Annotated in this window: 32 protein-coding genes and 1 pseudogene; 26 read left to right on the top strand and 7 right to left on the bottom strand. The window is 65.2% G+C overall.

From position 1 onward, the window contains the following. Positions 1 to 988 (top strand): RNA-guided endonuclease InsQ/TnpB family protein (locus RMCN_RS03635; RefSeq protein WP_067387379.1); only part of this gene is annotated, 988 nt, incomplete at its 5' end. Between the two features lie 207 nt (positions 989 to 1195). Here RMCN_RS03635 and RMCN_RS03640 read toward each other — a convergent pair. Continuing rightward, positions 1196 to 1711 (bottom strand): hypothetical protein, encoded by a 516-nt coding sequence (locus tag RMCN_RS03640; protein WP_067387381.1) that lies wholly within the window; start codon positions 1709 to 1711, stop codon positions 1196 to 1198. Between the two features lie 382 nt (positions 1712 to 2093). Here RMCN_RS03640 and RMCN_RS03645 point away from each other — a divergent pair, with 382 nt between their 5' ends. From RMCN_RS03645 to RMCN_RS03685, 9 genes are read left to right on the top strand one after another with little or no spacing between them, the layout of a single operon-like run. Further along, positions 2094 to 2681: an HIT family protein gene (locus tag RMCN_RS03645; protein ID WP_110765743.1), complete on the top strand. Its 588-nt coding sequence runs from the start codon at positions 2094 to 2096 to the stop codon at positions 2679 to 2681. After that, complete coding sequence (locus tag RMCN_RS03650; RefSeq protein WP_067387384.1) at positions 2678 to 3019, top strand: DUF4031 domain-containing protein; 342 nt, start codon at positions 2678 to 2680, stop codon at positions 3017 to 3019. The genes RMCN_RS03645 and RMCN_RS03650 overlap by 4 nt, the downstream gene beginning before the upstream one ends. Before the next feature lie 55 nt (positions 3020 to 3074). Continuing rightward, the gene (locus RMCN_RS03655) at positions 3075 to 3494 is read left to right on the top strand and encodes a hypothetical protein (protein ID WP_131808495.1); all 420 of its coding nucleotides are present in this window, start codon (positions 3075 to 3077) and stop codon (positions 3492 to 3494) included. A gap of 24 nt (positions 3495 to 3518) precedes the next feature. Continuing rightward, positions 3519 to 4127: a DUF4326 domain-containing protein gene (locus RMCN_RS03660; RefSeq protein ID WP_084377110.1), complete on the top strand. Its 609-nt coding sequence runs from the start codon at positions 3519 to 3521 to the stop codon at positions 4125 to 4127. Further along, on the top strand, positions 4111 to 4842 hold the full coding sequence (locus RMCN_RS03665) for a hypothetical protein (protein WP_131808496.1): 732 nt from the start codon (positions 4111 to 4113) through the stop codon (positions 4840 to 4842). The genes RMCN_RS03660 and RMCN_RS03665 overlap by 17 nt, the downstream gene beginning before the upstream one ends. Further along, positions 4839 to 5162 carry a hypothetical protein gene (locus tag RMCN_RS03670; protein ID WP_067387390.1) on the top strand — a complete coding sequence of 108 codons (324 nt, stop codon included), beginning with the start codon at positions 4839 to 4841 and terminating at the stop codon, positions 5160 to 5162. The genes RMCN_RS03665 and RMCN_RS03670 overlap by 4 nt, the downstream gene beginning before the upstream one ends. Beyond that, positions 5159 to 5455: a hypothetical protein gene (locus tag RMCN_RS03675; protein WP_067387392.1), complete on the top strand. Its 297-nt coding sequence runs from the start codon at positions 5159 to 5161 to the stop codon at positions 5453 to 5455. Before RMCN_RS03670 ends, RMCN_RS03675 begins: the two co-directional genes overlap by 4 nt. Next, positions 5455 to 5859, top strand: a complete 405-nt coding sequence (locus tag RMCN_RS03680; protein ID WP_067387393.1) for a hypothetical protein — start codon at positions 5455 to 5457, stop codon at positions 5857 to 5859. The genes RMCN_RS03675 and RMCN_RS03680 overlap by 1 nt, the downstream gene beginning before the upstream one ends. A gap of 15 nt (positions 5860 to 5874) precedes the next feature. Further along, entirely contained in the window at positions 5875 to 6039 is a 165-nt protein-coding gene (locus tag RMCN_RS03685) for an antitoxin (protein WP_110765744.1), read from the top strand. 39 nt (positions 6040 to 6078) lie between these two features. On the opposite strand, the gene RMCN_RS03690 is transcribed toward RMCN_RS03685, so the two are convergent. Genes RMCN_RS03690 through RMCN_RS03695 form a run of 3 tightly spaced genes read right to left on the bottom strand, consistent with a single transcriptional unit; the run spans position 6079 to position 7340 of the window. Further along, positions 6079 to 6390, bottom strand: coding sequence for a type VII secretion target (locus RMCN_RS03690; RefSeq protein ID WP_067387395.1), 312 nt, complete (start codon positions 6388 to 6390; stop codon positions 6079 to 6081). After that, a complete protein-coding gene (locus RMCN_RS30970) occupies positions 6391 to 6540 on the bottom strand; it encodes a hypothetical protein (protein ID WP_165604405.1) in 150 nt (49 codons plus the stop codon). It abuts the gene before it with no gap. Next, a complete protein-coding gene (locus RMCN_RS03695) occupies positions 6537 to 7340 on the bottom strand; it encodes a DUF4226 domain-containing protein (RefSeq protein ID WP_067387399.1) in 804 nt (267 codons plus the stop codon). Before RMCN_RS03695 ends, RMCN_RS30970 begins: the two co-directional genes overlap by 4 nt. A gap of 942 nt (positions 7341 to 8282) precedes the next feature. Here RMCN_RS03695 and RMCN_RS03700 point away from each other — a divergent pair. The 5 genes from RMCN_RS03700 (at position 8283) to RMCN_RS03720 (ending at position 10963) form a co-directional block, all read left to right on the top strand. Beyond that, positions 8283 to 9272 (top strand): hypothetical protein, encoded by a 990-nt coding sequence (locus RMCN_RS03700; protein ID WP_131808498.1) that lies wholly within the window; start codon positions 8283 to 8285, stop codon positions 9270 to 9272. 76 nt (positions 9273 to 9348) lie between these two features. Then, the gene (vapB, locus tag RMCN_RS03705) at positions 9349 to 9570 is read left to right on the top strand and encodes a type II toxin-antitoxin system VapB family antitoxin (protein ID WP_084377112.1); all 222 of its coding nucleotides are present in this window, start codon (positions 9349 to 9351) and stop codon (positions 9568 to 9570) included. Further along, the gene (locus tag RMCN_RS03710) at positions 9567 to 9998 is read left to right on the top strand and encodes a PIN domain nuclease (protein WP_067387458.1); all 432 of its coding nucleotides are present in this window, start codon (positions 9567 to 9569) and stop codon (positions 9996 to 9998) included. Before vapB ends, RMCN_RS03710 begins: the two co-directional genes overlap by 4 nt. Before the next feature lie 343 nt (positions 9999 to 10341). Further along, positions 10342 to 10536, top strand: coding sequence for a hypothetical protein (locus RMCN_RS03715; protein WP_067387401.1), 195 nt, complete (start codon positions 10342 to 10344; stop codon positions 10534 to 10536). 1 nt (position 10537) lies between these two features. Then, positions 10538 to 10963 carry a hypothetical protein gene (locus RMCN_RS03720; protein WP_067387402.1) on the top strand — a complete coding sequence of 142 codons (426 nt, stop codon included), beginning with the start codon at positions 10538 to 10540 and terminating at the stop codon, positions 10961 to 10963. Between the two features lie 373 nt (positions 10964 to 11336). Here RMCN_RS03720 and RMCN_RS03725 read toward each other — a convergent pair whose 3' ends face one another. Together RMCN_RS03725 and RMCN_RS03730 are read right to left on the bottom strand one after the other, a co-directional pair. Then, a complete protein-coding gene (locus RMCN_RS03725; protein WP_067387403.1) occupies positions 11337 to 11666 on the bottom strand; it encodes a YlcI/YnfO family protein in 330 nt (109 codons plus the stop codon). Further along, on the bottom strand, positions 11663 to 11950 hold the full coding sequence (locus RMCN_RS03730) for a hypothetical protein (RefSeq protein ID WP_067387404.1): 288 nt from the start codon (positions 11948 to 11950) through the stop codon (positions 11663 to 11665). The genes RMCN_RS03725 and RMCN_RS03730 overlap by 4 nt, the downstream gene beginning before the upstream one ends. Positions 11951 to 12203: 253 nt before the next feature. Between RMCN_RS03730 and RMCN_RS30770 the strand changes: the two genes are divergently transcribed. The 7 genes and pseudogenes from RMCN_RS30770 to tnpB all read left to right on the top strand — a co-directional run bounded on the left by RMCN_RS30770 (position 12204) and on the right by tnpB (position 18820). Then, the gene (locus RMCN_RS30770) at positions 12204 to 12788 is read left to right on the top strand and encodes a hypothetical protein (RefSeq protein WP_131808499.1); all 585 of its coding nucleotides are present in this window, start codon (positions 12204 to 12206) and stop codon (positions 12786 to 12788) included. Positions 12789 to 12884: 96 nt separating this feature from the next. Then, positions 12885 to 15056, top strand: a complete 2172-nt coding sequence (locus RMCN_RS30975) for a DUF5631 domain-containing protein (RefSeq protein WP_165604407.1) — start codon at positions 12885 to 12887, stop codon at positions 15054 to 15056. A 597-nt stretch (positions 15057 to 15653) separates the two neighbouring features. Next, positions 15654 to 16688 carry a hypothetical protein gene (locus RMCN_RS03750; protein WP_067387406.1) on the top strand — a complete coding sequence of 345 codons (1035 nt, stop codon included), beginning with the start codon at positions 15654 to 15656 and terminating at the stop codon, positions 16686 to 16688. Between the two features lie 8 nt (positions 16689 to 16696). Beyond that, the gene (locus tag RMCN_RS30980; protein ID WP_165604408.1) at positions 16697 to 16861 is read left to right on the top strand and encodes a hypothetical protein; all 165 of its coding nucleotides are present in this window, start codon (positions 16697 to 16699) and stop codon (positions 16859 to 16861) included. A gap of 8 nt (positions 16862 to 16869) precedes the next feature. Further along, complete coding sequence (locus RMCN_RS03755; RefSeq protein WP_067387408.1) at positions 16870 to 17130, top strand: hypothetical protein; 261 nt, start codon at positions 16870 to 16872, stop codon at positions 17128 to 17130. Positions 17131 to 17241: 111 nt separating this feature from the next. After that, positions 17242 to 17370: pseudogene (locus RMCN_RS03760) on the top strand (IS607 family transposase); the annotation flags it as partial. Then, a complete protein-coding gene (gene tnpB, locus RMCN_RS03765; protein WP_067387409.1) occupies positions 17363 to 18820 on the top strand; it encodes an IS607 family element RNA-guided endonuclease TnpB in 1458 nt (485 codons plus the stop codon). The pseudogene RMCN_RS03760 and the gene tnpB, both read left to right, overlap by 8 nt. Positions 18821 to 19313: 493 nt before the next feature. Here tnpB and RMCN_RS03775 read toward each other — a convergent pair whose 3' ends face one another. After that, positions 19314 to 20045: a hypothetical protein gene (locus tag RMCN_RS03775; protein WP_067387411.1), complete on the bottom strand. Its 732-nt coding sequence runs from the start codon at positions 20043 to 20045 to the stop codon at positions 19314 to 19316. A 400-nt stretch (positions 20046 to 20445) separates the two neighbouring features. On the opposite strand from RMCN_RS03775, the gene RMCN_RS03780 reads away from it, so the two are divergent. From RMCN_RS03780 to eccB, 4 genes are read left to right on the top strand one after another with little or no spacing between them, the layout of a single operon-like run. Continuing rightward, positions 20446 to 22110 (top strand): DUF5631 domain-containing protein, encoded by a 1665-nt coding sequence (locus tag RMCN_RS03780; protein ID WP_131808501.1) that lies wholly within the window; start codon positions 20446 to 20448, stop codon positions 22108 to 22110. Further along, positions 22107 to 22451 (top strand): DUF2710 family protein, encoded by a 345-nt coding sequence (locus RMCN_RS03785; RefSeq protein WP_067387413.1) that lies wholly within the window; start codon positions 22107 to 22109, stop codon positions 22449 to 22451. The genes RMCN_RS03780 and RMCN_RS03785 overlap by 4 nt, the downstream gene beginning before the upstream one ends. Then, entirely contained in the window at positions 22444 to 23340 is an 897-nt protein-coding gene (locus RMCN_RS03790) for a transglycosylase (protein ID WP_067387460.1), read from the top strand. Before RMCN_RS03785 ends, RMCN_RS03790 begins: the two co-directional genes overlap by 8 nt. A 3-nt stretch (positions 23341 to 23343) precedes the next feature. Beyond that, on the top strand, positions 23344 to 24837 hold the full coding sequence (eccB, locus tag RMCN_RS03795) for a type VII secretion protein EccB (protein WP_067387415.1): 1494 nt from the start codon (positions 23344 to 23346) through the stop codon (positions 24835 to 24837). Positions 24838 to 24866 lie beyond the last annotated feature (29 nt).

A 24866-nucleotide genomic window follows, 5' to 3' on the forward strand; every position in this document is an offset into this window, starting at 1 on the left:
GGATCAGGCGGTGTGGTCGTTCTCCAGCCAGCAGGCCACCCTGCGCCGGTTGAGCAAGGCGTTCGATGGATTCTTCCGCCGGGTCAAACGCGGAGACAAGCCCGGCTATCCGCGGTTTAAGGGTAAGACCCGCTTCGACAGCGTGGAGTGGCCCAAAGACGGCGACGGTGCACGCTGGCTACCCGAGACCAAGCGGGTGTACCTGCAAGGTGTCGGTCAGGTGAAGGTGCATCTGCACCGCCAGGTGCAGGGCAGAGTGAAAACGATCCAGATCAAACGCCAAGGCCGGCGCTGGATGCTGGTGCTCTCGTGTGACGAGGTACCGACCAATCCGTTACCGGCCACGGGTGGTCAGGCCGGTATCGACGTCGGGGTGGTGACCTATGCGACGCTCTCTGACGGCACCGAGGTCGCCAATCCGCGGTGGGCACGTCAGGAGGCCGCCCGACTGGAGGCGGCTCAGCAACGATTGCAGCGCACAAAACGTGGCTCCAATAACCGGGTCGCGCGCCGAGAAACGGTGGCGGCGCGGCACCGTACGATCGCCAACCGGCGTAAAGACTTTCACCACAAACAGGCCCGCGAACTCGTCGCCCGCTACGACCTGCTGGCGGTGGAGGACCTCAAGATCTCGAACATGCTGCGCCGGGCGACGCCCAAACCTGATCCGAACAATCCTGGGCAGTTCCTCCCCAACGGTGCCCGGGCGAAGTCCGGGCTCAACCGATCAATCAGTGACGCTGGCTGGGGCCAGTTCGTCTCGATACTGCACGCCAAAGCGGAAGACGCTGGGCGCACCTGGATCGAGGTCAACCCCCGGCACACCTCCGACGGGTGTGAGTGCTGCGGCCACGCAGCACCCGAAAATCGCGTCAGCCAAGCGGAATTCGTCTGCCAACGCTGCGGTCACAAAGCAGCCGCCGACGCACACGCCGCACGCAACATACTCAGGGCTGGACTGGCCCTACACACCGCAACCGCGGCGTAAAAGAAGCCGGTCGCTTCCAGCGGCCGGAGAAGTCACGGCCAACGTTGCGAAAACAGCCGGCGTGACGGCGTGGACAGGTGCCTACCGTCTACCCACCGACAAGCGTGACCACCAGCGTGCGGTGCGGGCGCAGCGCCGCCGAGATCGCCGCAAAGTCACCGCTGACGCGCGCCGCGAGATCGCCGACGAACACCACCGTTGAGCGGCTTATTCGAGACGGTCGGCGATGCCCGATAGGCGATCAGCAATGTCATCAAGCTCGACCGTCGGGGCACATGTCTGAAATGCCGTGCCGCGCAGTGCCGTGCTGACGCTGCGGAGGATCGCCGCCGCAGAACGGAATGCCTCGGCACGATCCGGAGCACGCATGCCGTCGGTCGGCGGAACATAGGTACCGACCTCCGGAAGCGTGAAGGCGATAGCCGCTGCGGCGTCGGAACATTCACGCAAAGAGTCGTCCTCGGCGACAGCCGCAGGCCCCGCACGCTTGATTAGGCTGGCGCTGTACGCCTCCGTCGCGACCAGCTGGCGAGCATCCGATTCGATCCGACCCGCCAACGCATACAGCTCAGCCGGGATCCGCCACACCACGTTGTCCTCCGCCGAGCCAAGCTCCCCGAATTCCAAACGTCGGCCCATCGCCGCCGTGCGGACCGTCTCGGCGGCCTGACGTAACCCCGTGACGATCAGCTCAAAGCTGAACCCGTCATCTCGCTGCGACATATCAGGGCAATGTACCGGCCATCAGCGCGATCGGTAGCACCCTGGCGGCACTATTGACAGCGGCTCAGAGAGCGTTGCGTGCCCGCCAGGCCTCCGCTAATCTCCGGAACGGAGCTAACCGGTGTGGTTAGCGGCCGGTGCGCTTCAGCTGCAGAAGGCTGGCCGGTATCCGTGCAGTCAGGGCGACAGCCACGGCGGGTAATGCCGTGGCTGTCGCTTCGCTTTTATCCAAGTGTCCGTAGATAGCCGGTTCGAGTGGACCTGCGCAGCGAGCACTATGACGGTCAGCACAAAGGGACATGCGGGCGCGGCGGCTAGTGTTCCGATCAGCGCAAATCGGCGATGAAACGCGGCAACGCCTGTCTGTTCTACTCTGCCGACCATGAGCACCACCACCGGCAGCCGCTCGCGCCCGCGGGGCACAGATCCCACCCGGCTGCCGGCACGCCCTGTCTGCGCCACCTGCGGCCGCCATCGCGGCTGTGTGTGCTGCCGCGGCTGCGGCTCCCCAGACTGCTTCAACGAATGCGCACCCAACACGCCATGCGCCACGTGCGGCTACCGGCTCTCGGTACCACTTGCCGCACTGAACGTCTCAGACGCCGGCCTCGACAACGACGGCCGCTACCCCGGCCGAATGATCATCGCCGCCCGCCAGCACTACGACCACCTCGACGAAATGCCATCAGACCTATTCGCCGACCTCATGGCCGACGCCCAAACCGCATCCCGCGCGCTGCGCCGGCTGCCTGGCGTCGCCCGCGTCAACATCGCAATCCTCGGCAATCAGCAGTCACACGTGCACGTCGAGGTCATCCCGCGCCGACACACAGAACCCAACAGCGGCCTTGCACCGTGGGATCACGCACCCATCCATCGCCCTCTGGCCCCCGCCGACCTCCAGGACCTCACCGAGCAGCTTCGCCGAGTCCTCCGAGACGCCAGCCAACGTGTTGAGGTGCAACGATGACGGTCTACGTCGACGACATGCGACTGCCCGCCCGCGTCGGCAGAATTGAAGCGCGCTGGTCACACCTCTTCAGCGACAACCCCGACCCCACGGAGCTGCACCGACTCGCAGCCAAAATCGGACTGCGCCGCGCCTGGTTCCAAGACAAACCCAGCGGCGCACATTACGACGTCACCGACACCAAACGACGGGCCGCGATCGCCGCCGGAGCCGTCCCAATTGAATGCGGCTCGCCCGAATGGATGCGCGCACTCGAAGCGCAACGTTCCGGTACGCGCACGTCATCGACGGTTGCTGAACAACTCACGCTCGAATCAGTCATGCGCAGGGACTGGTGATGTCGGTGAGCGAGCGCAGCGACGAAATGTCAGACCATCCAAGGAAACTGTGATCATGACGACCTTCGTAAGCCTCGCCGGTTTTTGGGTCGCGCTCGCCCTCATCGTGTCCGCCTCGGCCGCGGTTGTGCGCAACACCTTGCGGCGCGACAGTGACGACCTCATCCCCGCTGACGCCGTCACTGGAATCGGAATCATGATCGTCGCCCCGCTCGTTGCGGGCGTTCTCATCGCGATAACTTCGGGCGGAATCCTCACCGCCACCGTGAACGGACACCACGCCGCCGTCGGCTCGACGAACGTCATCCCGCAGCTTGCCCAGCGCGTGGCTGACTCCAGCCTGCTGAGCTACGCGATAGCGGGCGTGAGTCTGCTGTGGTGGTATGCACTGCTTTCGGCTCTGGTGGCAACGGTAATGCGACACCGACAGCAGAATCGACTCCGCCAACACGCCACCACATTCACTGTCCGGTAGGCAGTAGAAGCGAGGCGGCGAGAAATGGAGCACACCACCATCACAGCGAGTCCGGAGCATGTTCTGGACGTCATCTCGGCTGTGGTGGCGACACCGCGGATCGTCGATACGCCGTGCAGATGGTGTAACTGTCTTGGGTCGCGGTGCGACGAGTACGGCCCCGGCCGCAAGTGCTGTCCAGACTGCCGCCACCCCAAGCGTATTCAGCGGACACGGGTCAAGGGTTCGCGACTGCCGATGGGGGCGGTGAGCGTCGCGCGGCCGAGCAGATACGGCAATCCATTCCGAGTTGTGGGGTCCTCGGTCGTTGGCATGGAGTGGTCTGACGTCGTGGAATGGGACTGCGGCATAGGCGCTATGCCGAACGCCGATGTGCTCTACGTGTCGGCAGCCGACCGATACGAGGCGGTCGACTGTGCCGTCGGCCTGTATCGCGAGCTGCTGCGTGTCCGTCAACGCGACTGGCGGCCCGCCCGTTTCGAGAAGTGGATCCGCGCAGCCCGCGGATACGACGTGGCCTGCTACTGCCCACTCGACCACGCATGTCACGGCGACGCGCTACTCGAAACCGCCAACGCCACACAAATGCCGGACATCCACAGGAGGACGGACAGACATGAATGCGACGACTGAAGAGGCGCCGGTGGATCTGTTTCCGATGCCCGACGCTGAGCTTGTGTTCGGCATCAACAGAACCGGGCGCCATGCCGTCGAGCGCACGATGGCGCTGTCGGTAGTCGGAGCCGGGTTGATCCGCGATGCCGCACCGCCGGCGGTATGCGGCCAGATCGTGCAACTGGCCCCGAAATGGGGTGGCTACCAACGAGACTCGCTCTACCTCAATCAGGACAGTCGAGTGAACTGCCAGACCTGCGCCTGGATCGTCGCCGCGGCGCGCGACGACATAGCAGCCGAAATTGCCGGCGTCGCACCCGACGCCGACAGCCTGCCTGCGCTGCGCGAAGCGCTGGGAGACCCGCTCACTGGTGTGTGGCTACTTGAAGCGATCGCTGCTGACGAAGACCTCGGCCAGCCGACCGGCAGGCTTCGTCGCTCACAGCGGTCAGACCTACTTGCCCTGGCCGCACAGCATCAACCCGAAATCTTGGTGTGCGAGGAGTGCGCAGACGGGTTTGGTGACATCCACGACGGGCAGAGGTGCCCCGCACACACCGTCGCCTGTCTGGGGTGCACCGCCACCGCTGGTCCCTGGGCCGGCGAGTGGGAACACCACGTGTTGGAGCAATGCATTGTGGCGGCACCGTGCTCGGTACTGCAGGCCCTGTGCCAGCACTACAAAATCCAAGTCGGCGACGCGAGCAACGCTACCGGGCGAAAGGAATCATGACGATGAGTGCGTTTACTGATGTGTGTACCGAAAAGCTCGGAGCCACACTGGAATGGGCGACGGATATGGAAAAGGCTCTCACCAAGCACGGATTAGCCGTTGTCGAACTGCCTGAGCCGATTAGGGACGACGAACCAACTGCCTACGTCGCGTTCTCCGGATCAAACCACGTGTACTACGCGGTCCCCGGCCGGGTCGACTCCGACGCTTTTGAGAAATGGGAACACCCCGCCGATGCTCGCGATGACGCAGCCGCGCTGCTGGCCGCAGCCGCAGCGGCCGAAAGCTCAGCGGATGTCCGCTCAGGAGGCGCATCATGACGATCGAGGACAGCAAGATGATGAGCGACTCAATGACCGTCACCGTACGTGACCGTTCAGCCGAATCCCAGTGGGGCAGCGGACGAACCGCGCCCGTGACGCGCCAGGTCACCATCTCGGCGTACTGTCCGCGCTGCGGCCGGCGCCGTGGCCAACCGCAAGGCCTCAACCAGCACGACGACGGCGCCTGGTACTGGGTTCAGACCTGGACCAACCCCTGCGGTCACGTCGACATGTACACCAGCGTCCTCCGCGAAGCCGGCGCCACGCTTCATCGCGCGGTAACGCATTGATGGCTGTTTGCGGCGGACAGTTCGGCTTGGACCTGTGGCCGCGCGAGCACGACCTGCCGCCACGCTGGGACGGCCTCGTGGTGGAGTGGGGCGACTGGGACGACACCGCCGGCGTGTTCGTCTGCCCGCCGCCCCGATCGCCGCAGCGATGCGAGATTTGCGGCAGCACGCGCCCCCCACTGATCAACTCGGGCCGGATCTGGACCGACCCAGCGACAGCGCCGCCCGCGATCGGCCGCGTCCGTATGCGCCGAGGCCGTCACCTGGTGGGCAGGATCACTGCCTTCCGGTGCGCCGACTGCGAACACGACACGGTGCTCGACCCGAATGGGCAGATGTGGGACCTCGATCCCACCGACTACACCGACGACGGCTCCTGGGACGTCGCGACACGTTCTTCGTGATCGACATACCCGACGATGAGGCAGGGCAGAAAGATGCCAGGCATGAACCGACCCGAAGTGATGCGCAACGAACACCTGCGCACCGTCCTACGCACCTACACCACGAGGACCATCCCGCTGCTCAAGATCAACGACTACGCCCAGCAGGTCTATCAGGCGAACCGGGCCGCCGGCCTATGACCGCCCCATGGCGCGAAATCCCATCCCGCCGCGGCCTTTTCAGGTGTCGATGACGCCGCGCATCTGCTGAGCCGAATCGGACTCGTGCGTGTCCCACCGATTCGCCGCCTCATGAAGACCATCGGCGACACGCAGATGATGACGAGCCTGCCGCTCGTAATCCTGCCGACGCCGATCAAGTACCTGCATCCCAGCCGCCCGGAACCCGCCGAAGATCGGGCCAAGCGACCCCAGAAAGCCCTGGATATCTGGGTGCGAACTCGGAACGGTGGCTAGGTAGTCCGACGCCCCCTGGTGCTGGGCAGCCGCCTGCCGCAGATTCTCCTGCTCAATCCGGATGCCATCAGCCACTTAGACCACCCATTCCTTCGCCGCGTCCGGCTGCGCCTCAATGCCCTGCGGCGGCGACACAACATTGACCCCGATCAGCTCGCGCGCCTGGCGCAGCGCCTCACGCACATCGTTCAACTGCTGCTGAAGCACACTGACGTCGGTCATCACCGTGGCCCATTCTGTTGTGGCCACCAGTACGTCGTCCCGTCCGGATCGGTCCGCAGCAGGTAGTAATTGGACGGCGCCAACGCGTCGGAGTCCGGCGGAATCACCACCAGCTTGTCGCTGAAGTTCTCGTGCCAGATCCACACACCAGTGTTCGGCGCCGCCTCCTCATAGCCATACGGGCCAAGCTCACCAGGCGGCAGGACGACCGGCATCGAGTGATCCCCGGTGCCATGAATACCGTCGATAGCACCCCTGGACAGCGACGAATCCGACGAGTCATCCGGCAACGACGGCATCGGGAAATCCTGGGGCAACTCGCCCCCGCCGCCGGTTCGATTGCTGATCAGCTGAGCCGGGATCCCCGATCCCGGAATCACGCCAGGCCCCGGCCCGGCCTCGATCGGCGCCGGCCCGCGATCGATGTTGTCGTCGCCCTCAAACCAGTCATCGTCACCGGCCGCGTAGGTGGCCTCCAACGCCGCCATCTGCGACTGCAACGCGGCGTCGGACTGCTTGGCATCTTCGAGCACCGAGAGAATGTCTTTGTGCTTGGCCAGCAGAAACCGCTGAAACTCCCGCGCCGCGGCCGGGGTCAACTTCATCCCCGCATGACGCGCCACGGCCTCATCGATCGCACGCTCGATCGCATCAAGCCGATGCCTGTACTGGGTGGCCGTCTCATGGGCACCGCGCAGCAGCGTCTGCAACTGCGCATCCGCATCCGCCGACGTCGCATTCCGGGCAGCCAGAAGCGCCTCGCGGCGCTGCGCCGCCGCAATCCCAGCCCCTGACTGCGCCATAACGGCAAAAGTTTACCCAGCCCAGCCACCACACGCGTTCTCCAGAGGATGCGATGGTGTGGTCGATGCGGGTGGTCGAAAGGAGGCTCGAATCTGATGCGCAATCCGACAAACACAACGCGCGGCTGGATGCCCCCACGCGGCGGCGGGTACCGCCCCGGCAAGAACACAGCTACTATCGCGCCGCCCGCCGGCGCAGTACCGCCAGGGCCACCACCCAAAGGCCCAGCAGGCGCCTCGAAAGCCGCAGGTCATAATGCCGACCGGGGACGGACGCTACCAGGGCGAGTGGCAGCCCGGACCGACTGAGCACCCGATACTCTGACGGCGTGGCCAGAACGTGGAGGCAGCTATCCCCGGATAACGCGGAACCCGGCTCACCCACCGTCCGGAAGGCTGCCGGGTCCACTTTCCTGAAGCTCAACGCAACAGACACCGTGACTATACCCGGCCACGTGGCCCAGCCCAAGGCTTGTCGTCGACGAGGAGGTCGTGAAGAAAGCCGCTGCTCGGGCCACCAGGGCATCGGCCAAGCTGGAGAACCGTTCGGTTCCTACCGGCTACGTTCGCCCGGCCGCTGTCAGGAAACTCCTGGCTGAGCGGCCCACTCGCAACGAGCTCGCCCTGTACGCCGCAGAGGGTCGCGAACCACCACAGTCCTAGCGTCGGCTGGTACGAACGCTGGAAGGCGCTGGCTATTTCCACCCGCGTGAAAGGCCGCCCTTCGACCGAGATGGTCATGCGTCGCCAGAATGCCGGCGCGCGTGGGTTGGGCTCGCGCCTCTCGACCTCGCAACCTGCACGGTTCTATCAAAGCCCCAGCTCGCGAAAGCTGAAGTTCTCGAAGGCCATTACGCCCGCCCGCCAATGCTGATTTGTCGGTCGACGCGGCTATATTGCGGTTTCAAACGCTACGGGCCGCTGAGGGCGTCGGAGGGGACGATGGCAAGAGGCACGCATCGGTGGGATGCATTCAGCATGCCGTGGATCGCTGAAGCACTCGCGGACTCTGAGCGCTGCTACCAAGCGCGGATAGACGAAATCGACACCGTGCCAGACGAAATGAGAAACCATCCTTCGCGCGCGTACATGAAGATGTTCGCCGATAACATCGCAAACGCCCAGCTGTACTGGATGAGCCGCACGGCAGTATCGGTTGCTGCGGACCTTGCAAGCCGCGATATGCCCGAAACAACGTTCCAAGAACTGATCGCGACATCCGACCTGCCGCCCGTGGGCTTGATGCTGTGGCCGAAACCGCTCGCAACGTTCAACTGGCGAAGCGTCGACATGATGCACACTAATCAACCCACCGTGCCAGTCACCTGGGACGGTCTTGCATGGATCTACGACCAGACCCGCATCACCAGCTACCTGCTGTCCCAGATGCGCGAACCACGCAAACAGGGTCGGCTCAGCGACATGCGCCCAAAAACATCACCCGGCAAAGTAATCCGATTCGACCAACACGACTTAACGACAGTGGTCGACCGCGATTCGGGCGTACTGGACCTAGCTGACAGCCCGCTCGATGACCCCGACCAAACGCCTGGACCGCCCACTCTCACGGCCACAGTGATCTCACTACTGGCATTGATCGGTCAGCAGCGCGTCGTCACGCAAAAGCGCATCTCGACCGGACCCGTCAAAAAATCGGCGCGCACCGCGCGTAACGACATCACGATGCTCGACATTCTGCGCCCACCCACGGTGACTGGTGTCAACGGGAATCAGGATAACGACGACCGCGCATACCGCCGCTGGTTCGTCCGCGGTCACTACCGCCACCAGCCATACGGCCCTGGAAACACATTGCGCAAGCTGATCTACGTCTCCCTGCACACGGCCGGCCACCCCGACGCGCCAGACCCGACTGGGCCACCACCTCCACGAGTCGCGGCTGTCTACGGGAAAAACTTCAAACGCCGATAATGCGGTGCCACTGACCGAATCGCGCTGAGCTAGCGACGCCGCTGACGGCACTGATATCGAGTGATATCATCGCGGCGTGAGCGACTTGTTGATCCGTGACGTACCGGATGAGGTGCTCGCTGGCCTCGATGCGCGGGCTGCAGAGCTGGGACTGTCGCGCGTTGAGTACATACGGCGGCGGCTGGCTCAGGACGCGCGAGCAACGCGAGTTCCAGTGACCCGCGAAGATCTACATCGATTCGGGCAGGCGGTTGCCGGCCTCGCCAACGAGGAGCTGATGCAAGAGGCATGGGGATGATCGAGCAGCGGTGGCTGATCGACAAATCAGCTCTCGTCCGACTTGAACACAGCCATGACCTGGACCTCTGGGCCAACCGCATTGAGCGCGGACTAGTACACATCAGCAATGTGACACGACTGGAGATCGCCTATTCAGCCCAACCAGGTGACGCTGCGCGCCGTGAATTTCGCGAATCACCGTTAGCCGCAATGCCAGTCGAGTACCTAACTCCAAGGATTGAGGACCGCGCTCTTGAAGTCCAGTTGCTGCTGGCGGATCGGGGCCAGCACCGCGGGCCGTCGATTCCCGACCTCATCATCGGAGCGACTGCCGAACTCGCCGGACTGACCATCCTTCACGTCGACAAGGATTTCGACTTCATAACGTCGATTACCGGGCAACCCGCAACCCGCCTCGCCTACACCGACACAGGCGGTGCGCAATAGGTACAGCAGCGAGGAATGCACCGTGACAGGCGGCCAGGATCGTTGGTCGACATCGACGACTTGCGTCGGCGCTGCTCTGCTCACACGCAGTGGATGGCGAAGCATCCGGACAATGTGACGTTCGCAGAATCGTGGGCCGACCAGAACCTAGACCGGGGAGATGTCTGGGGCACTCGAAAGACGGGCAAAATGTTCTGATCCTTGGCGGAGCCTTCATCACCCGCACCGGCACCACCCGGCTCCGGCGACTGACCACCGCTTGCCGCGCGCGAAACGCGGAAGCGGCCACCTGATCTACAGTCCGAAGGCAAAACCCCGGTACCGCGCAAAGGATCGAACCCCCGTGAAGGCCGCCCTCGATGCAGTGCTCTCACACCCACAGATCCTGCTCGGCATCCTGGCAGGCGTCCTGCTCACCGTGATCATCCACGCCATCCGCCGAATCCGACGACTAATAGCCACAGGCATCGTCCTGGCCATCGCCGGGGGAGGAGTAACCGGCTTGGCCAACATGCAGAACCTGCTCCACTGGCCCTGATATGACGATCAGAGGACGCAAGGCCTACGCGCGGGTGTTTTGGTCTCTACTGCCAAAACAGCTGGTGCCGTGGGCTGACCCGTGCGAAGACCCGCACGACACCGTCACCGTCGACGGCGTCGACATCGACAAAGGGATCGCACCGTTGGTCATCTACCTGTGGAGCCAAGGCATCTCCACCCACGACTCCTGCCAAGGCGACTGCCACCTATATCGTCTGTACGAATCCCGGCACCCCGCAGAGTCCACACCCGCCGGCAACCCCTACGCCGCCTATCTCGCCGTCGACAGCCTCGCCGCTGCACAAGCGGTCATCCGGACCCTCAACCCGCCACCGCAGTCGGCTGCCATCATGAACGGAGGCGATCGGTGGTTCGTTGAATTCGACCCGTCGGCCCTGCTCCAGTGGCGATCGCCCGCTCCATAACGACGATTACCGGGCAAACCTCGCAACCCGCCTCGCCTACACCGACACAGGCGGTGCGCAATAGGTACAGCAGCGAGGAATGCACCGTGACAGGCGGCGACCTCGGCGGCACGCCGACCAGCTGGTGACCACAGCGAGGGCAGTATTTCCGGCTACCCTTCACGGATGCCCGATCCCCGCCACGATGCTGCCCGACCGTCGACGAGTTCAGGGCCAGTGTCGTTGGTCGACATCGACGACTTACGTCGGCGCTGCTCTGCTCACACGCAGTGGATGGCGAAGCATCCGGACAATGTGACGTTCGCAGAATCGTGGGCCGACCAGAACCTTGAGGACCTGCCCCGCCCCAAGCACCTCACAACAACCGTTGCGCCTACCGGGCGGCTGACCCCTGGTGCTCATCCAAGTAGGTGGCAATGGCGTCGCGCATAACGTCGCTGGCGCTGCGGCCCTGCTCGGCGGCGAAGCTATCGAGTCTGGTGTTGAGACTGCACGGCAGCCGGACTTGCCGACGCGGGGCCGCGCCGGCGGCGTCAGGGTCAGTGTCAATGCTGGGCCGACCACCGGCGCGGCGCAGCAGCTCCCGAGACGCCTCGGCCGCCTGCCGCCCGCGTAGCGCCCTGTCAGGATGAATCTCGCGGTCGCCGCTCTCGGCCCATTCCGCGAGCTTGTGATAGCGCTCCTGGTCGATGCGGCCGCTCATGGTGTGTCCTCCTCCTTGTCGAGCCTCGCGAGGAACTTCTCGCGGGCACCCATGACGTGGAAAACGCGGATCGTGCGCGGCGGGATCACTTCGGCCATCACCTCCAGCAGCGGCGCTTGCGGGTCGAGCGACGGACCGATCCACAGGCTCGGACGTATGGAGCTGTGGTCGTCACTCGGCTCATCGAACTCTGGTTCGTAGTAGCGCGCGTTGCTCACTGCGTGAAAAGCGTCCGCTTCGCTGAATCCGTGCTTTCCGGCGCTCTCGGCGAACTCGATGGCCACACAGGTAGTGTACGACAAAACCACCCAGTTGTGTAGTACAAAACCCGGGTCACTGTTGAGCCCCGCCAGCCAAAGTCTCTAACCATTGACATCATCACACGTCGCCTTGATTTGTTCGCAGTAACGACCCGATGACCCTCCCTGGCGGTGCTCAGCTCGTCTTTGAGCGGATGATGACGCCAGCGGCAATGTGCTACAATCGGTCGTGAAAGTGCTACGGGCGCTGAACGGCCCGCCTGGGAGGTGATTACCGATGACAACGATGCAGGTCGCGGATACCCTTGACGACATGACCACCACCCGTCCGCCCACAACGGCACCGCCGCAGTGGGCGCCCAGCTACGGCCCGCCCGCGCGCCAGGGCGCAGGCGGACGGCTCGCAACCCTCTTGGTCGGCCTCGTCGCCCTTGCTGCCCTCGTCGTCGGCATAATCGGCCTCGCCAAGTCGCCGTCTCCAACGCCAGCCAGCAGCCCGGCCGCATCTTCGCCGCCTGCCTCGACATCTCCAGCTTTTACCGCTGATGAGGTTGCTACGGCGCAGAACTCGCTGTGCACCACCTGGTCGGCCGCTTCTAGAGCAGTTAAAGAGGAGACCAACCGGACGGACAACCCTGCGCTGGCCCGCGTTGCGTTGACGAACTCAGCAGCAATGATTGATTCGGCGGCGCAGAATCCTGCACTGACTCCGCAAAATAGGGAAGCGGCAGCAGCTGTCTCCGGGGCTTATCGAAATTTGACGGCGGTGAGTAGCATTGCGCCTCCTGGAACGCCCGAATTCCAGGAGGCGGTGGACGGAGCGAATCAGGCAGCGCGCCAAATGCAGGCGGTTTGCCCTTAGGGTGATTTGCCCTGCCGCGCGGCCTGCTCCACCATGGCCTTGAGAACCGCTCTGACGTGAAGCCTGGCCAGGCGGCTTGATGCTGGAGGAGGACACATGGCAGGTGATCTGCCGCCGGGCAAGTGGTCACCTGCTCTTGTCGGTACGTGGTGGTGCCAGTCAGGCGCGACGCTGAGACAGGCCGGTCAGCACTGGGGCACACAGTCACAGGAGCAGGAGAAGTACGCGGGTGATCTGCGGACGCAATGGCAGCAGCTCGCCGCTGGGAATTCGGGTCGTACGGCGGATGACTTGGTATCGCGCTACCAGTCCGGCGAGAAGCTGCACATGGACCTTGCTGAGAAATATGGCACCAAACGGGACGCTTTCAATTCAGGCGCAGACGCACTGGATAATCTGCGCTCCGGTCTGAGCGGGATAGCCGCCGAATACAACCAGAGAATTTCTGAGATTGAAAATAGGCCCGGTGGTATCGGTGCCGGCGTGGCGAAAATGGCGGCAATTTCATCTTTGATCGCTGAAGCACAAGGATTCGCCGCGCATAAGTCAGCGGCGGCGGTAGCCAACATCATGGAGGCGGTACAAAAAATCTTAACCGCCGAAGGCATCTCGATGTCGCCTCAAGAGTTCGTCAAAAGCCAGGGAATCAGTACCGAAGCCCCTCCGCCACCCGATCCAGACAAGGTCGTGCAAGACATGGTCGGTGACGGCTCCGGTGATCCCAACGCTGGCGGCGGTGCTGCTGGCTCAGGCGATCCGAATGCTGTTGGCGTTGGTTTCGGCTCAGGAGATCCAAACGCCGGCGGCGGCGCGCACACCGACCCTCTCGTAGGAACCGGTTCAGGGCAGTCAGGGGCTGGCTCTGGCAGTGGAATCGGCCCGGGTGCAGGCTCAACGCCAATCGGTGCTGGCGGGGGCGGCCGTGTCCCGGGCGGTGTGCAGGCTGGCGGAGTGAAGGTCGATGCGCCTGGCGCAGGCGGGTTGTCGCCGGCTGCGTCGGTCGGCAACGGGCTGTCTCCCGAGTCGCTGAGTCAGTCGTTCTCGTCGGGTGCGGCGGCGGGTCAACCGGCAGCCTCCGGCGCGAATTCGTTGACGGCGGGCACGATGGATGCGGCTGTCGAGTCGGGCCAGCCGGCGCAGGCTCCCGGTGCTCAGCCGTTGGCGTCGCCGGTGATGTCGGCTCCGACGATGGTTGGCGGAGGTGGTGGTGTGGAATCCGGTGCGGGGGAACATGCTTCGGCTGCTGCTGCTCCCTCGGCTGCGCCGGTGGTGTCGACGGGCAGTGGCGACAACCATGCTCCCGCTCCTGCGCCGGCGGTAGTGGCTGGGCCGGCGGCTCCGGTTGCACCTGTAGCCAGTGGGCCGGCTGTGCCGGCCGGGCCGCTGCCTGCGTATGGGTCTGATCTCCGTCCTCCGGTGGTTGCGCCGCCGGCCGCGCCGGCGGTGCCGGCCGGTCCGGTGTCGGGCGCTCCTGTCGCGCCGCCGCCAGCCTCGTCGCCGGCGGCGGGCGGTTCGCTGGTGTCGCCGGTGGAACGCTCGGCAGCTGCAGCAGCGCAGAGTCAGGCGTCCTCGTCGGCGATGGCGGGAGCCGCCACGGCGTCAGCGACCGCCGGTGCAGCGGCGGGAGATGCATCCGCGCGGTCAGCCGAGCAGCAGCGCTTGCAACGAATCGTTGATGCGGTAGCTCGGCAAGAGCCATCGCTTGCGTGGGCGGCCGGCCTGCGTGAGGATGGCGCAACCACGATGCTCGTCACCGATCTAGCGTGCGGGTGGATCCCTCCTCACATCAAGCTTCCGTCGGCGAGAGTGATGCTGCTAGAGCCGGCAGTGCGCAGGCGAGATACTGGTGTGGTCGACCTACTCGGCTCAGTGATCGTTGCATCGGCCTACCAGCCGAATAGCTACATCGCCAAGCCAAGCCCGGACGATCCGGTGCTGGGCGGCGAACGCGCCCGGTACGGGCCGGAGGTCGACGAGCTGCGGCCAAACCTTGTAGACGCGGTGCGTCGGCGCTCCGGATTGCCCCGAATTGTGCAGACAGTTGTGCTCGCCGCCACTCGTAAAACGGGGATACTCGACAACGAGCTGGACCAACTGTCGCAGGTGACACGAGAAGTCCAAAGCCGCGCGCTGGCCGCGTATCCCGAGCAGCAGGACTTGGCGGTGATTGGCGACTGGATGCTGATCGGCGCTATCGATGCGCTCATTGAGGGGCACGAGGAGATTGCCCAGTATCACTTGGCCTGGTTTGAGGCGGTAGCCTCGTGACCACATTCCGATCTGGGGCTCTGTTCCGGCCAGCCGTTGAATCTGCGGACACCGACATGGAATGGTCAGATTTCGATCGCGCTGTTGATGCACTTTCCTTCGCCCGCGCATATGGGCCACCGCCCGAGGTCGAGGGCCTGGAGTGGGGATTTGGCCGACGTCTCCGAACTCGTTTGCAAACTCTGCCCGCAGAGTCGGAGACACGTTGCGCTCTAGAAGAACTGGTTGAGGTCGTGGATAGGGTGTGCGGCGCGGTCCACACCGCACTTAGCCAGCTATTTCGCGCTCGTGCGGCGGTCGTCGACTCATGGGCAGCTCGACTATACGCACCACCGATCACCCGGCCAGAAGGAGGAATTGCGGAGTACGACATCGACACGATGCGGGGCGAATTACGCGCTGCTCGTGAAGCTGCGCAGCACGAAAACCAGCTAATCCTGGATTTCGGGGGGCGGATGGATCGGTGGACGTGGCAGGCGCTCGACGCAGTGAAATGCAGCGATCCGGATCGGCTGCGCGCGGTGATACACGAAGTGCACGCCGCGGGTGATGCTGCCTTCGCAGCGATCCGAGCTTAATCGAGGGAGAGGTGACCAAATGGCTGACGGCGACGGGGCGATCGTAGTCAACACAGCCGATTACGTGGGCGCTGGTTCGGGTGCTCCGCCGCCGCCGCTGGCACCGAGTTCCATGCCGGCAGGTGGGGCGTCGCTTGCTGATGGTGCGGCGGCTGTCCTGGGTGCGGCCGGCAATGTCGGTGTGCCTGGTGACCTCGCTGCCGGGACTGAGGGCGATCTAGACCGAAAGAGTCACGCTGCGGACGCCGCGGCGAAGTTCCCGGCGAATGAGGCGGCTTCGGCGGCAGAGATGCAGGGTGTTGGCGCTCAGGGCCAGATGGCGCAGATGTTGCCGCAGGTGATCTCGGGGGTTGCGGGTGCGGTGGCCGGCGCGGTCGGTGGTGTGATGGGTCCGCTTACCCAGTTCCCGCAGCAGGTGATGCAGGCCGGTCAGGGTGCGATGCAAGCCGGTATGGGTGCGATGCAAGCCGGTATGGGTGCGATGCAAGCCGGCAGTGAGGGCGGTCTCGACGCCGGTGGTGACCCACTGGCTGGGATGAGTGATGAGGAGCTGCTGAGCAGCCTGGGTTATGACGATCCGGCGCTGATGGGCTCGGACTTCGGCGCTGGCGGCGGTGGTGGTGACGTCAGCGCTGGCGGCGGTGGCGGTGGTGGTGTCGGCGGTGGTGGTGACACCTCGCCGACGGGATACCTCGGTCCACCTCCTGTGCCGATGTCGTCTCCGCCGACCACGCCGGCGGCGGCGCCGTCGAAGCCGACGCCGGTGGCCCCGTCTGCCGGTACGACGCCGGCGGGCATGCCGATGGGTGGCGGGATGATGCCGATGATGCCGGGCGCGATGGGTGCCGGTGCTGGTGGAGACGGGAATAAGGACAAGCCCGATGAGAAGCGGGTTGCTGCGCCTGGTGTTCCGAATGGTCAGCCGGTGAAGGGTCGGATGACCGCGCCTCCGAACGTGCCGGTCACGAAATCTGTTGAGGGCAAACCCGTGCCGGTGCCGACGACGAAGCGGATCGTGGACAAGTCTGATGCTGATGCGGCCAAAGACAAGTAGGTGCCGCGATGGCTGGCGATGAGTTCGACGTCTATTGCGCGGATCTGGCCGCGCGTGTGAGTGCAGGCGATCTGTCGTTCGATGCGGCGGTCGAACGTGCACGGTGGGCACGGTTTGACTACGACGCGTTCATCGACGCGAAGTCTGATGCTGATGCGGCCAAAGACAAGTAGGTGCCGCGATGGCTGGCGATGAGTTCGACGTCTATTGCGCGGATCTGGCCGCGCGTGTGAGTGCAGGCGATCTGTCGTTCGATGCGGCGGTCGAACGTGCACGGTGGGCACGGTTTGACTACGACGCGTTCATCGACGCGCTGGCTGCCGATGTCGCCGACGGGCGGCGCTCGATGGCTGATGCCCATGCCACGAATGCTCGAACGGGGATGATCGCGGCGAACCTGTCTGTTCGAGTCCGGTTGAACCCGAGTGGGTTTCGGCACTGATGACTACGATTGAGGCGCGTGAAGCGGGCCGCACCGCGATCGCCATTGAGCTACGGACTGTAGCCGAGCTGCACAATGGTCAGTCAAGCATCCGAGTGCGTGCACGGTTAGCTGGTGTGCGACATGATCGAGGTGTTGACCTCGATGTGCGCGCGGCTGTATGGGCGCCGCGGCGCGCGTAACCGGGCGATGCGGGCTATGACCGCGGCCAAGCAATCCGAGGCGGTGGGTGATGGCTAGGTTCGAGGTACCCGAGGGGTGGACCGCACAGGCGTATCGCTTTGCCCTGGATCCCACACCAACACAGCTGAGGGCGTTGGCCTCTCATGCTGGTGCGGCACGGTTTGCCCACAATCACATGCTGGCATTGGTGAAAGCGACCATGGATCAGCGGGCCGCTGAACGCAGCTACGGGGTGCCCGAGGCTGAGTTGACGCCGGTGGTGGGGTGGTCGTTGCCGGCGCTGCGCAAGGTGTGGAATCAGCGCAAGGCCTGGTGTGCACCGTGGTGGGCGCAGAACTCCAAGGAGGCCTACAACACGGGCCTGGACGGGCTAGCGCGGGGCCTGGAGGCGTGGTCGAAGTCGCGAAAGGGGCAGCGCAACGGTCGAGCGGTCGGCTTCCCGCGGTTCAAGTCGGCCCGGGCGGACAAGTCGGTGCGATTCACCACCGGGACGATCAGGATTGAGGCTGACCGCCGCCATGTCACGCTGCCGCGGCTGGGCGCGATCCGCACCCATGAGTCGACCCGTAAGCTGGCCCGCCGGATCGAGGCTGGGTCGGCGCGGATCTTGTCGGCCACGGTGCGCCAAGATAGCGCCGGCCGCTGGCACTGCGCCCTGCAGGTGATCGTCGAAACCAAGACGCGGCCTGCTGACGCACGCCGGTCGCCTCATCGAGTGGTCGGTGTCGATGTCGGGGTTAAAGCCGACAGTCTGCTGGTGGTTGCGACCCCGGACGGGATTGAGGTCGACCGCATCCCTGCGCCGAAGTCGTTGACCGCGGCCCAGGCCCAGCTGCGGGCCTTGCAGCGCCGGGCGGCCCGCCAGCTGGGACCCTACGATCCGGCCGCCAAGGTCAGGCAGTCACCGTCGAAGCGGTGGCGCAAGACCCAGGCCCGCATCGGCCGCACCCATGCTCATGCCGCCGCGGTGCGCCGTGACGTGCTGCACAAGGCCACCACCGTGCTAGCTCAGCAGCACGACGTTGTGGTGGTGGAAACCCTGAACGCCGCCGGTATGCGCACCGCCGGCGGTGCCCGCAAACGTGGCCTCAACCGCGCCTTGGCCGATGCCGCCCTGGCCGAGGTTCGGCGCATGCTCGGCTACAAGACTCGTTGGTACGGCTCCCATTTGGAGGAAGCCGACCGGCATTTTCCGTCGTCGAAGACGTGCACGGGCTGTGGGAGGCGAAAGCCAAACCTCACGCTGGCCGATCGAGTCTTCGACTGCGAGCACTGCGGCAAGCGGATCGATCGTGATCTGGGTGCTGCGATCAACCTCGCCCGACTCGGCGAACCCACCATGGGTGATCAGAGTCCCGCCGGGAGTGGCCCGGTGGTAGGACGTGGAGCCACGCATGAGACCGAACCCGCGCCAGCGGGCGACGCAGCAGGCGATGAAGCGTCAACCCCGCACCACCACCCGGTGGATCAGACAGGGACCGCCTCACCGCAAGGCGAGGCTGCCTAACGATGAGCAGGAACTCACATTCGCTCACCAAAAGGCAACGGTTGACGCCGAGGTGTTCGGCGAGTGCGCGTTGTGACTTTGGGTGTGGTGCCCATACGCGCGTGGAGAGGATGATCCGGTCGCGTGGGTCGAGTCTGTCGAGGAGCCGGCTGAGCTCTGTGGCTGGTCCGTTGTCGAGGTCGGCGTCGGCGGCGCGTTTGGTGGTGATGGCGTCGGTGGCTGCGGCGAGTAGGGCCTGCACGGCGGCTTCGCCGACCCCGGGGTGGGTTCTCAGGGACTCGATGGTCTGGTTGGCGATGTCGGCCCAGTGGGTGAATGCGTCGGCGTAGGCGGCGTGGACTCGCGGGGGTAGGCGGGTGTAGGGTATTGGGAGAGCAGCGATTTCGTCGAGGCCAGGGATGAGGTCACGGATCGGCGTGTCATCTGTGCCGGGGTGGTCGTCGGCCGGGCGGTGTGCCGGGGTGGTCGACGATGAAGGCTGCAGGTTCACGGGTTAGGCGAGGCGGGTCACGGGCAGGTAGGCGCCGGCGATTCGTCCGGCGCTGATCGCGGTGAAAAGTGTGTTCTGGACGTCGTGGTCGGGGTGGTCGCTGATGCCGACGTCGCCGGCGTAGACGCGGACCAGGCCGCGGTCCAGCGCGGCGCTGACCCATTGCTCGGACGGGTCCGGTAGCGGGTCGAGCAGCACGGTACCGGCCGGGTCGCTGACCACGCGGCCCTGGCCGCTGCGGTTGAGTTCAATTGTGCCGGTGGTGATGAGGGGGAAGTTTTGGGCTGGGTCGAGGACCAGTGCCCACTGCTTTTCGAGGAGGAACTGCACCCAGAGGTCTTCGCGGTCGCCGGAGCCGTGGATGAGGGAGATGCCGGCGTGGCGGTCGAGGATCAGGCCTGCGAGAGGTCCGTCTGCTGCTTGCCACAGCATGGTGACGCTGATGATGTCCTCGTCGAGATTGATCGATGGATTGTCGGGGTCGATGGTTGCGGTGTCGAGGGTGATGATCTGCGACGGGGCGCAGCGGGCGTGGGCGAGCTGGACGACAGGCGGGGCTTCGGGGGTGCCCTTGACGACGATGACGCTGGTGCGCTCGCGGGTGGCCTTGCCGGGCTTGCTGCAGGTAATGCAGGTGTAATCGCCGGCGCTTCGGCACAGGGTCGTCAGCGCGTCGGGGCCGAGGAATTCCTTGACCTCTGGTGACCACCGGACGAACTTATTGAGGGCGTCCATGGTTTCGTGCGCACCCTTTCTGCGTTTTACGTCGAGAGGACCATACGAAATCGCGGTGACATGCGCCGCTCACTGGCAGTCGGTTTGGTTCCGCTGTGGTTGCCTCGTGTGCGCTAACCGGAGCGTCGAGCCTCGGAAAACTTTGTGCACCGGAGTGGTGGTGCGAGGCGGTATCGTACAGCGGTGGGCGCGTGGGGCGCGCCGAGCTCGGATACTTGGGGTGCCATTTGTGGCGCATTTATGAATTCGCATGCCTAATTCCTCTTGTAATTCTGGCGCTAACGTTAGCGTTAAGGGTGAGTGGTCAGTATTCGCTAACGGCAGTAATGTCGTCGCCGTGGGGTTATTCCGTAGGGGTCGCCGGGTCAGAGCGGACATTCAAGCGCGCGCGCTGGACCACATGGCAGTTCCCCAGTACGAGGTGCCAGGGGGCATGCACGGTCGGCAGGACCCGCAGCGCGGTCCGCAGCGGATGCCGCGTGACTGCTCGGCGGTAGTGCTTGACGGGGTGTGGCCTTACGAGTTGATGACTCCGCGTCCGGAGACCGAGACTGTTGCCCGATATCTGCACGAGGACCTGATGAAGATCGTCGAGCGGACCAACGAGCGGCTGGCGGAGATGGATCGCTGGACGCATATGCCGTATGAGCAGCGGCGGGATTTGGAGAGGCGGGCGATCGACGTCGCGCGGGCGTTGGCGGTGCTGCGGGTCGAATCGACTGTGCGGTCGCTGGGTGGGCGGGCGATCACCGTGTCGCCGAAGGTCGTCGAGGTGACCAAGGCAATCGAGGCCGATCTGATGCAGCGTCCGGGAGCGGGGCGTCCTAATAGCGCTGGTGGGAGGGGTGCTCCCAGACAGGATGGCCGTCCAACGACGCCGCCGCCGCACCGTGATGGCGCTGGACGGCCGGCGCCGGGCGGCGGTCCTGCGCACGGGGTGCCGCAGCCCGGTGCGCGACCTGCGCCTGTACCGCCGCCACGTCCGCCGGTGCCGCCGCCTCCGAACGAGCGGCTGGCGGCGCCGCGGCCCGCTGCCGGGCACTTCGTGGACGCCGATGAGTCCCAGACCGACGAGTACGAGCCCGCGGTCGCTTCGGCGTCGAATGCGAGCCATGACACCCGGCCGATGTCGGGGCCGCAGCCGGTGGTGATCGTCGACGCCGATGAGCCCGACGATGATGCCGGTGAGACGACGGAGGTGGTGGCCCGGGCGTCGGTGCTGCCCGACGAGTCGACGCAGGTGGTGGCGCGCGAGACGCTGCGGCCCGACGAGTCGACGCAGGTGGTGGCCCATGGTCAACCGGCGGTCGAGGAGACGACCCCGGTGGTCCGGCCTGCCGAGGTCAGGCCCGCACCGGCACCGGTGGTTGCGTCCGCCGAGGTCAGGCCCGCACCGGCACCGGTGTCGAGAGGGCACGTGGAGGGCCGGGCGTCGTTTGCCGGGCCGGACCAGCTGCAAGAGTGGCTGCAGCAGGTGACCGGTATCGTGGCGCGCCAGCAGCCGGCGCTGAAGTGGGTGGTCGGTGAACGCGCTGACGGCAGCATCGTGGTGGCTACCGATGTGATGTCGGGGTGGGTTCCGCCTGGTGTGGTGTTGCCGGCTGGTGTGGTGGTGCTCGAACCCGCGCGGCGGTCAGGCAAGCTCGAGGAGTGGGTTGGGCCGCTGGAGCGCAGCGCCCGCTATGGGCCTGGTGATCGGATTGCGCCGAGTGCGGTTCCGGCGTTGGCGGAGAAGCCTTTTGCGGTGGTCGAGATCGTCGAGGATCTGGGTTGGCGGCTCGGGGAGGCGACTCGGCTGCATGAGGGGTTGCCGCGCATCGCGCACACGTTGGCTAAGGCTGGTGCTGCGCATACGGGTGTTCCTGAGGCGGAATTGGACGTGTTGGCGGTGCATGTGCAGACCGCGACGCAGTCGATGTTGGCCGCGTATCCGAGTGTCAGCGAGGCGCAGGTGCTTTCCTGCATGCTTTTAGGTGCCGCTGAGGCGATGGCGGCTGGGCATACGGTGCTGGCGAGTTACCACTACGCCTGGTATGAGACGTTAGCTGGCCGGAGGTGGGAATGAGCGTGGCCGAGGAGCCCGACGATGATGATCCGGTGCGGCACGGCGCGGCGGCGGATAAGGCGTTCGTCGATCAGACGCTGGCCGAGCTGCGGGAGAACGCCGAGAAGTGGGAAGATTTTCTTGCCGCCCAGGAGCTGGAGACGTTTACGGCCGATCTGGGTGACATCTACGCGATGTGTGACTTGGATGGGCAGCTGCTGGATCTGAAGATGGCTGCCGATGTGATGACGTCGTATACGTATATCGAGTTGCAGGCTCGGCTCAACGCTGTCTTCGAGGCGCTGCGCAAAGAGGCGCAAGCGGAGTTCAAGCGCACCTATGGCGAGGGATCCGTTGAGTGACCCGCTGATGGCTGAGGCGGTGGCTGCGCTTGCGCGCGGCCACAACCTTTTTGCGGGAAACACCCCTGCTGGTGGTGTCGGAGACGGGCCGGCGTCGTTGTCTGCGCGCGCCGATCAGATCAGCTCGTCGACCGGCTCGGGTGGGCTGCCCGCGCCGGCGGTGGTGCGGTCGGGGGCCGCGGTGGGGGATCTGCGGCGGCTGGCCTCCACTGATGGGGCACTGGCGCAGATCTTGGAGAGTGCGCGGGCCGACCGTGTGCATGCCAGCACTGCGACGCGGGTGATTTTGGATGCGGCGCGGGCGGATCCGATGCCGGCTGGTGATACGCCGATGGGTCGGCGTGAGGCGATGGCGAGGATGGTGGCGCGGCTGCGGGCGCAGCACGGGCACATCGTGCGGTCTCGGTCGCAGGCGCGGGTGTTGGCGCTGCGGTTGCGGCGACTGCTGTATCTGCGTCGGCATCAGCTGGCCGCGCGGTCGTCGGCGGATGCCGCGCCGGTCGGCGGTGGTGGGCGCGGTGCGGTGCTGGCGGCGATTCGTCGGGCGTTGGATATCAAGGGTATTCACCACCCGGTGGCGCGGGCGCGGTGGGAACGCGGCATGGATCTGGTCGCCAAGCGGGAGTCGGGCTACGACCCTGCCGCGGTCAACGGCTGGGATTCCAACGCCGCGAAGGGTACGCCGAGCAAGGGTGCCTGGCAGTTCATCGAGCCGACCTTTCGCGCGTATCACGAGCCGGGCACTTCAAGGAATATCCACGATCTGACGGCGCAGGCCGCAGCCTTCATCAACTACGCGCAAGGCCGGTACGGCGTTTTTGCGGACGGATCGAATTTGGCTGATCGGATCCAGCAGGCCGATCCGCGCCGAGCACCGAGGGGGTACTGAATCATGCCGCTGAGTTTGTCGAACCGGGATCAGAACTCCGGGCATCTGTTCTACAACCGCCGGCTGCGCGCGGCCACGACGCGGTTTTCGGTGCGGATGAAGCATGACGACCGCAAGCAGACCGCCGCGATCGCCCTGTCGATAGTGTTCGTGTTGATCGGTATGGGTTGGATGGTCCTGCTGAATGTGCTCAAACCGTCGGGCACCGTGGGGGATTCGGCGATCATCGGCGATCGTGACACGGGGGCGATCTACGCCCGCATTGACGGCAGGCTGTATAAGGCGCTGAATCTGACCTCGGCGCGGCTGGCGACCGGTACCGCTGGATCGCCGACATGGGTCAAACCGGCCGAGATCGCCAAGTACCCGCCGGCGCCGCTGATCGGCATCCCGGGGGCGCCGGCGGCGATGGTGGTCAACCATGGCGCGCCGTCGGCGTGGGCGGTCTGCGATACCGCGGGGCCGCAGCGCGGCGGGGGGCAGCCGGTGGTGACATCGATCGGGGGTCAGCTCTCGCGGGCGGGTCGGGCCGAGCCGCTGCCCGACGGCGTGGGTGTGCTGGTGCGGTTCGAGGGGGCTCAATATGTGATCTGGGACGGCAAGCGTTCGCACATCGACCCGGCCGATCGGGCAGTCACCCTGAGTTTGGGGATCGATCCGGGTGTGACTGTGCCGGTGGATATTTCACGTGCGCTTTTTGATGGGTTGCCGTCGACGGAGCCGCTGCGGGTGCCGGTGGTGCCGCAGGCGGGAGCTGACTCGACGTTGGTGGCGGGCTCGCAGGTGGGGGCGGTGTTGCAGGCCCAGACCGCCGGCGGGGGAACACAGTTTTATGTGTTGCTCGCCGACGGGGTGCAAAAGATCTCCAGTTTCGTGGCCGACTTGCTGCGCAGCTCTAATTCGTTCGGGTCGGCCGAACCGAAGGTAGTCAGTCCGGACGTGCTGGTCGACATCCCCGAAGTGAACTCGCTGCCAGTCGATTACTACCCGGATGGGCGGCTGAAATTTGTTGACACCGCGGCTAATCCGACCACCTGTGTCGGGTGGGAGAAGGCCTCAACTGATCCGCAGGCGCGCGTCACAGTGTATAGCGGGCGGGGCCTTCCGGTGCCGTCGTCGATGGATCAGCGGATCGTGTCGCTGGTGCGTGATGACCGTGACCCGGCCTCGGTGGTGGCTGATCGGGTCCTCATGCTTCCGGGTGCGACCAACTATGTGGTATCCACCAGTGCGGTCAAGGACGCCCACTCGCGTGAGTCGCTGTTTTGGGTGTCGGACAACGGCGTTCGGTTCGGCATCGCCGCAACCGATGCGACGCTCAACGCGCTGGGCTTAAACGAGGGATCGGCACAACAAGCGCCGTGGCCGCTGCTGCGGACCTTCGCGGCGGGGCCGGCGTTGTCGCAAGAGACTGCGCTGTTAGAGCGTGACACGGTGCCGGTGGCCGGGGACGTCAAACCTGTGGTCCCGGCGGCGCGCCAGCAGGCAGGAGGCTAGAAGGGTGAGGACTTTGGACGTGCAAGCAG

It is taken from the genome of Mycolicibacterium novocastrense (assembly GCF_001570485.1).
Lineage (GTDB): Bacteria > Actinomycetota > Actinomycetes > Mycobacteriales > Mycobacteriaceae > Mycobacterium > Mycobacterium novocastrense.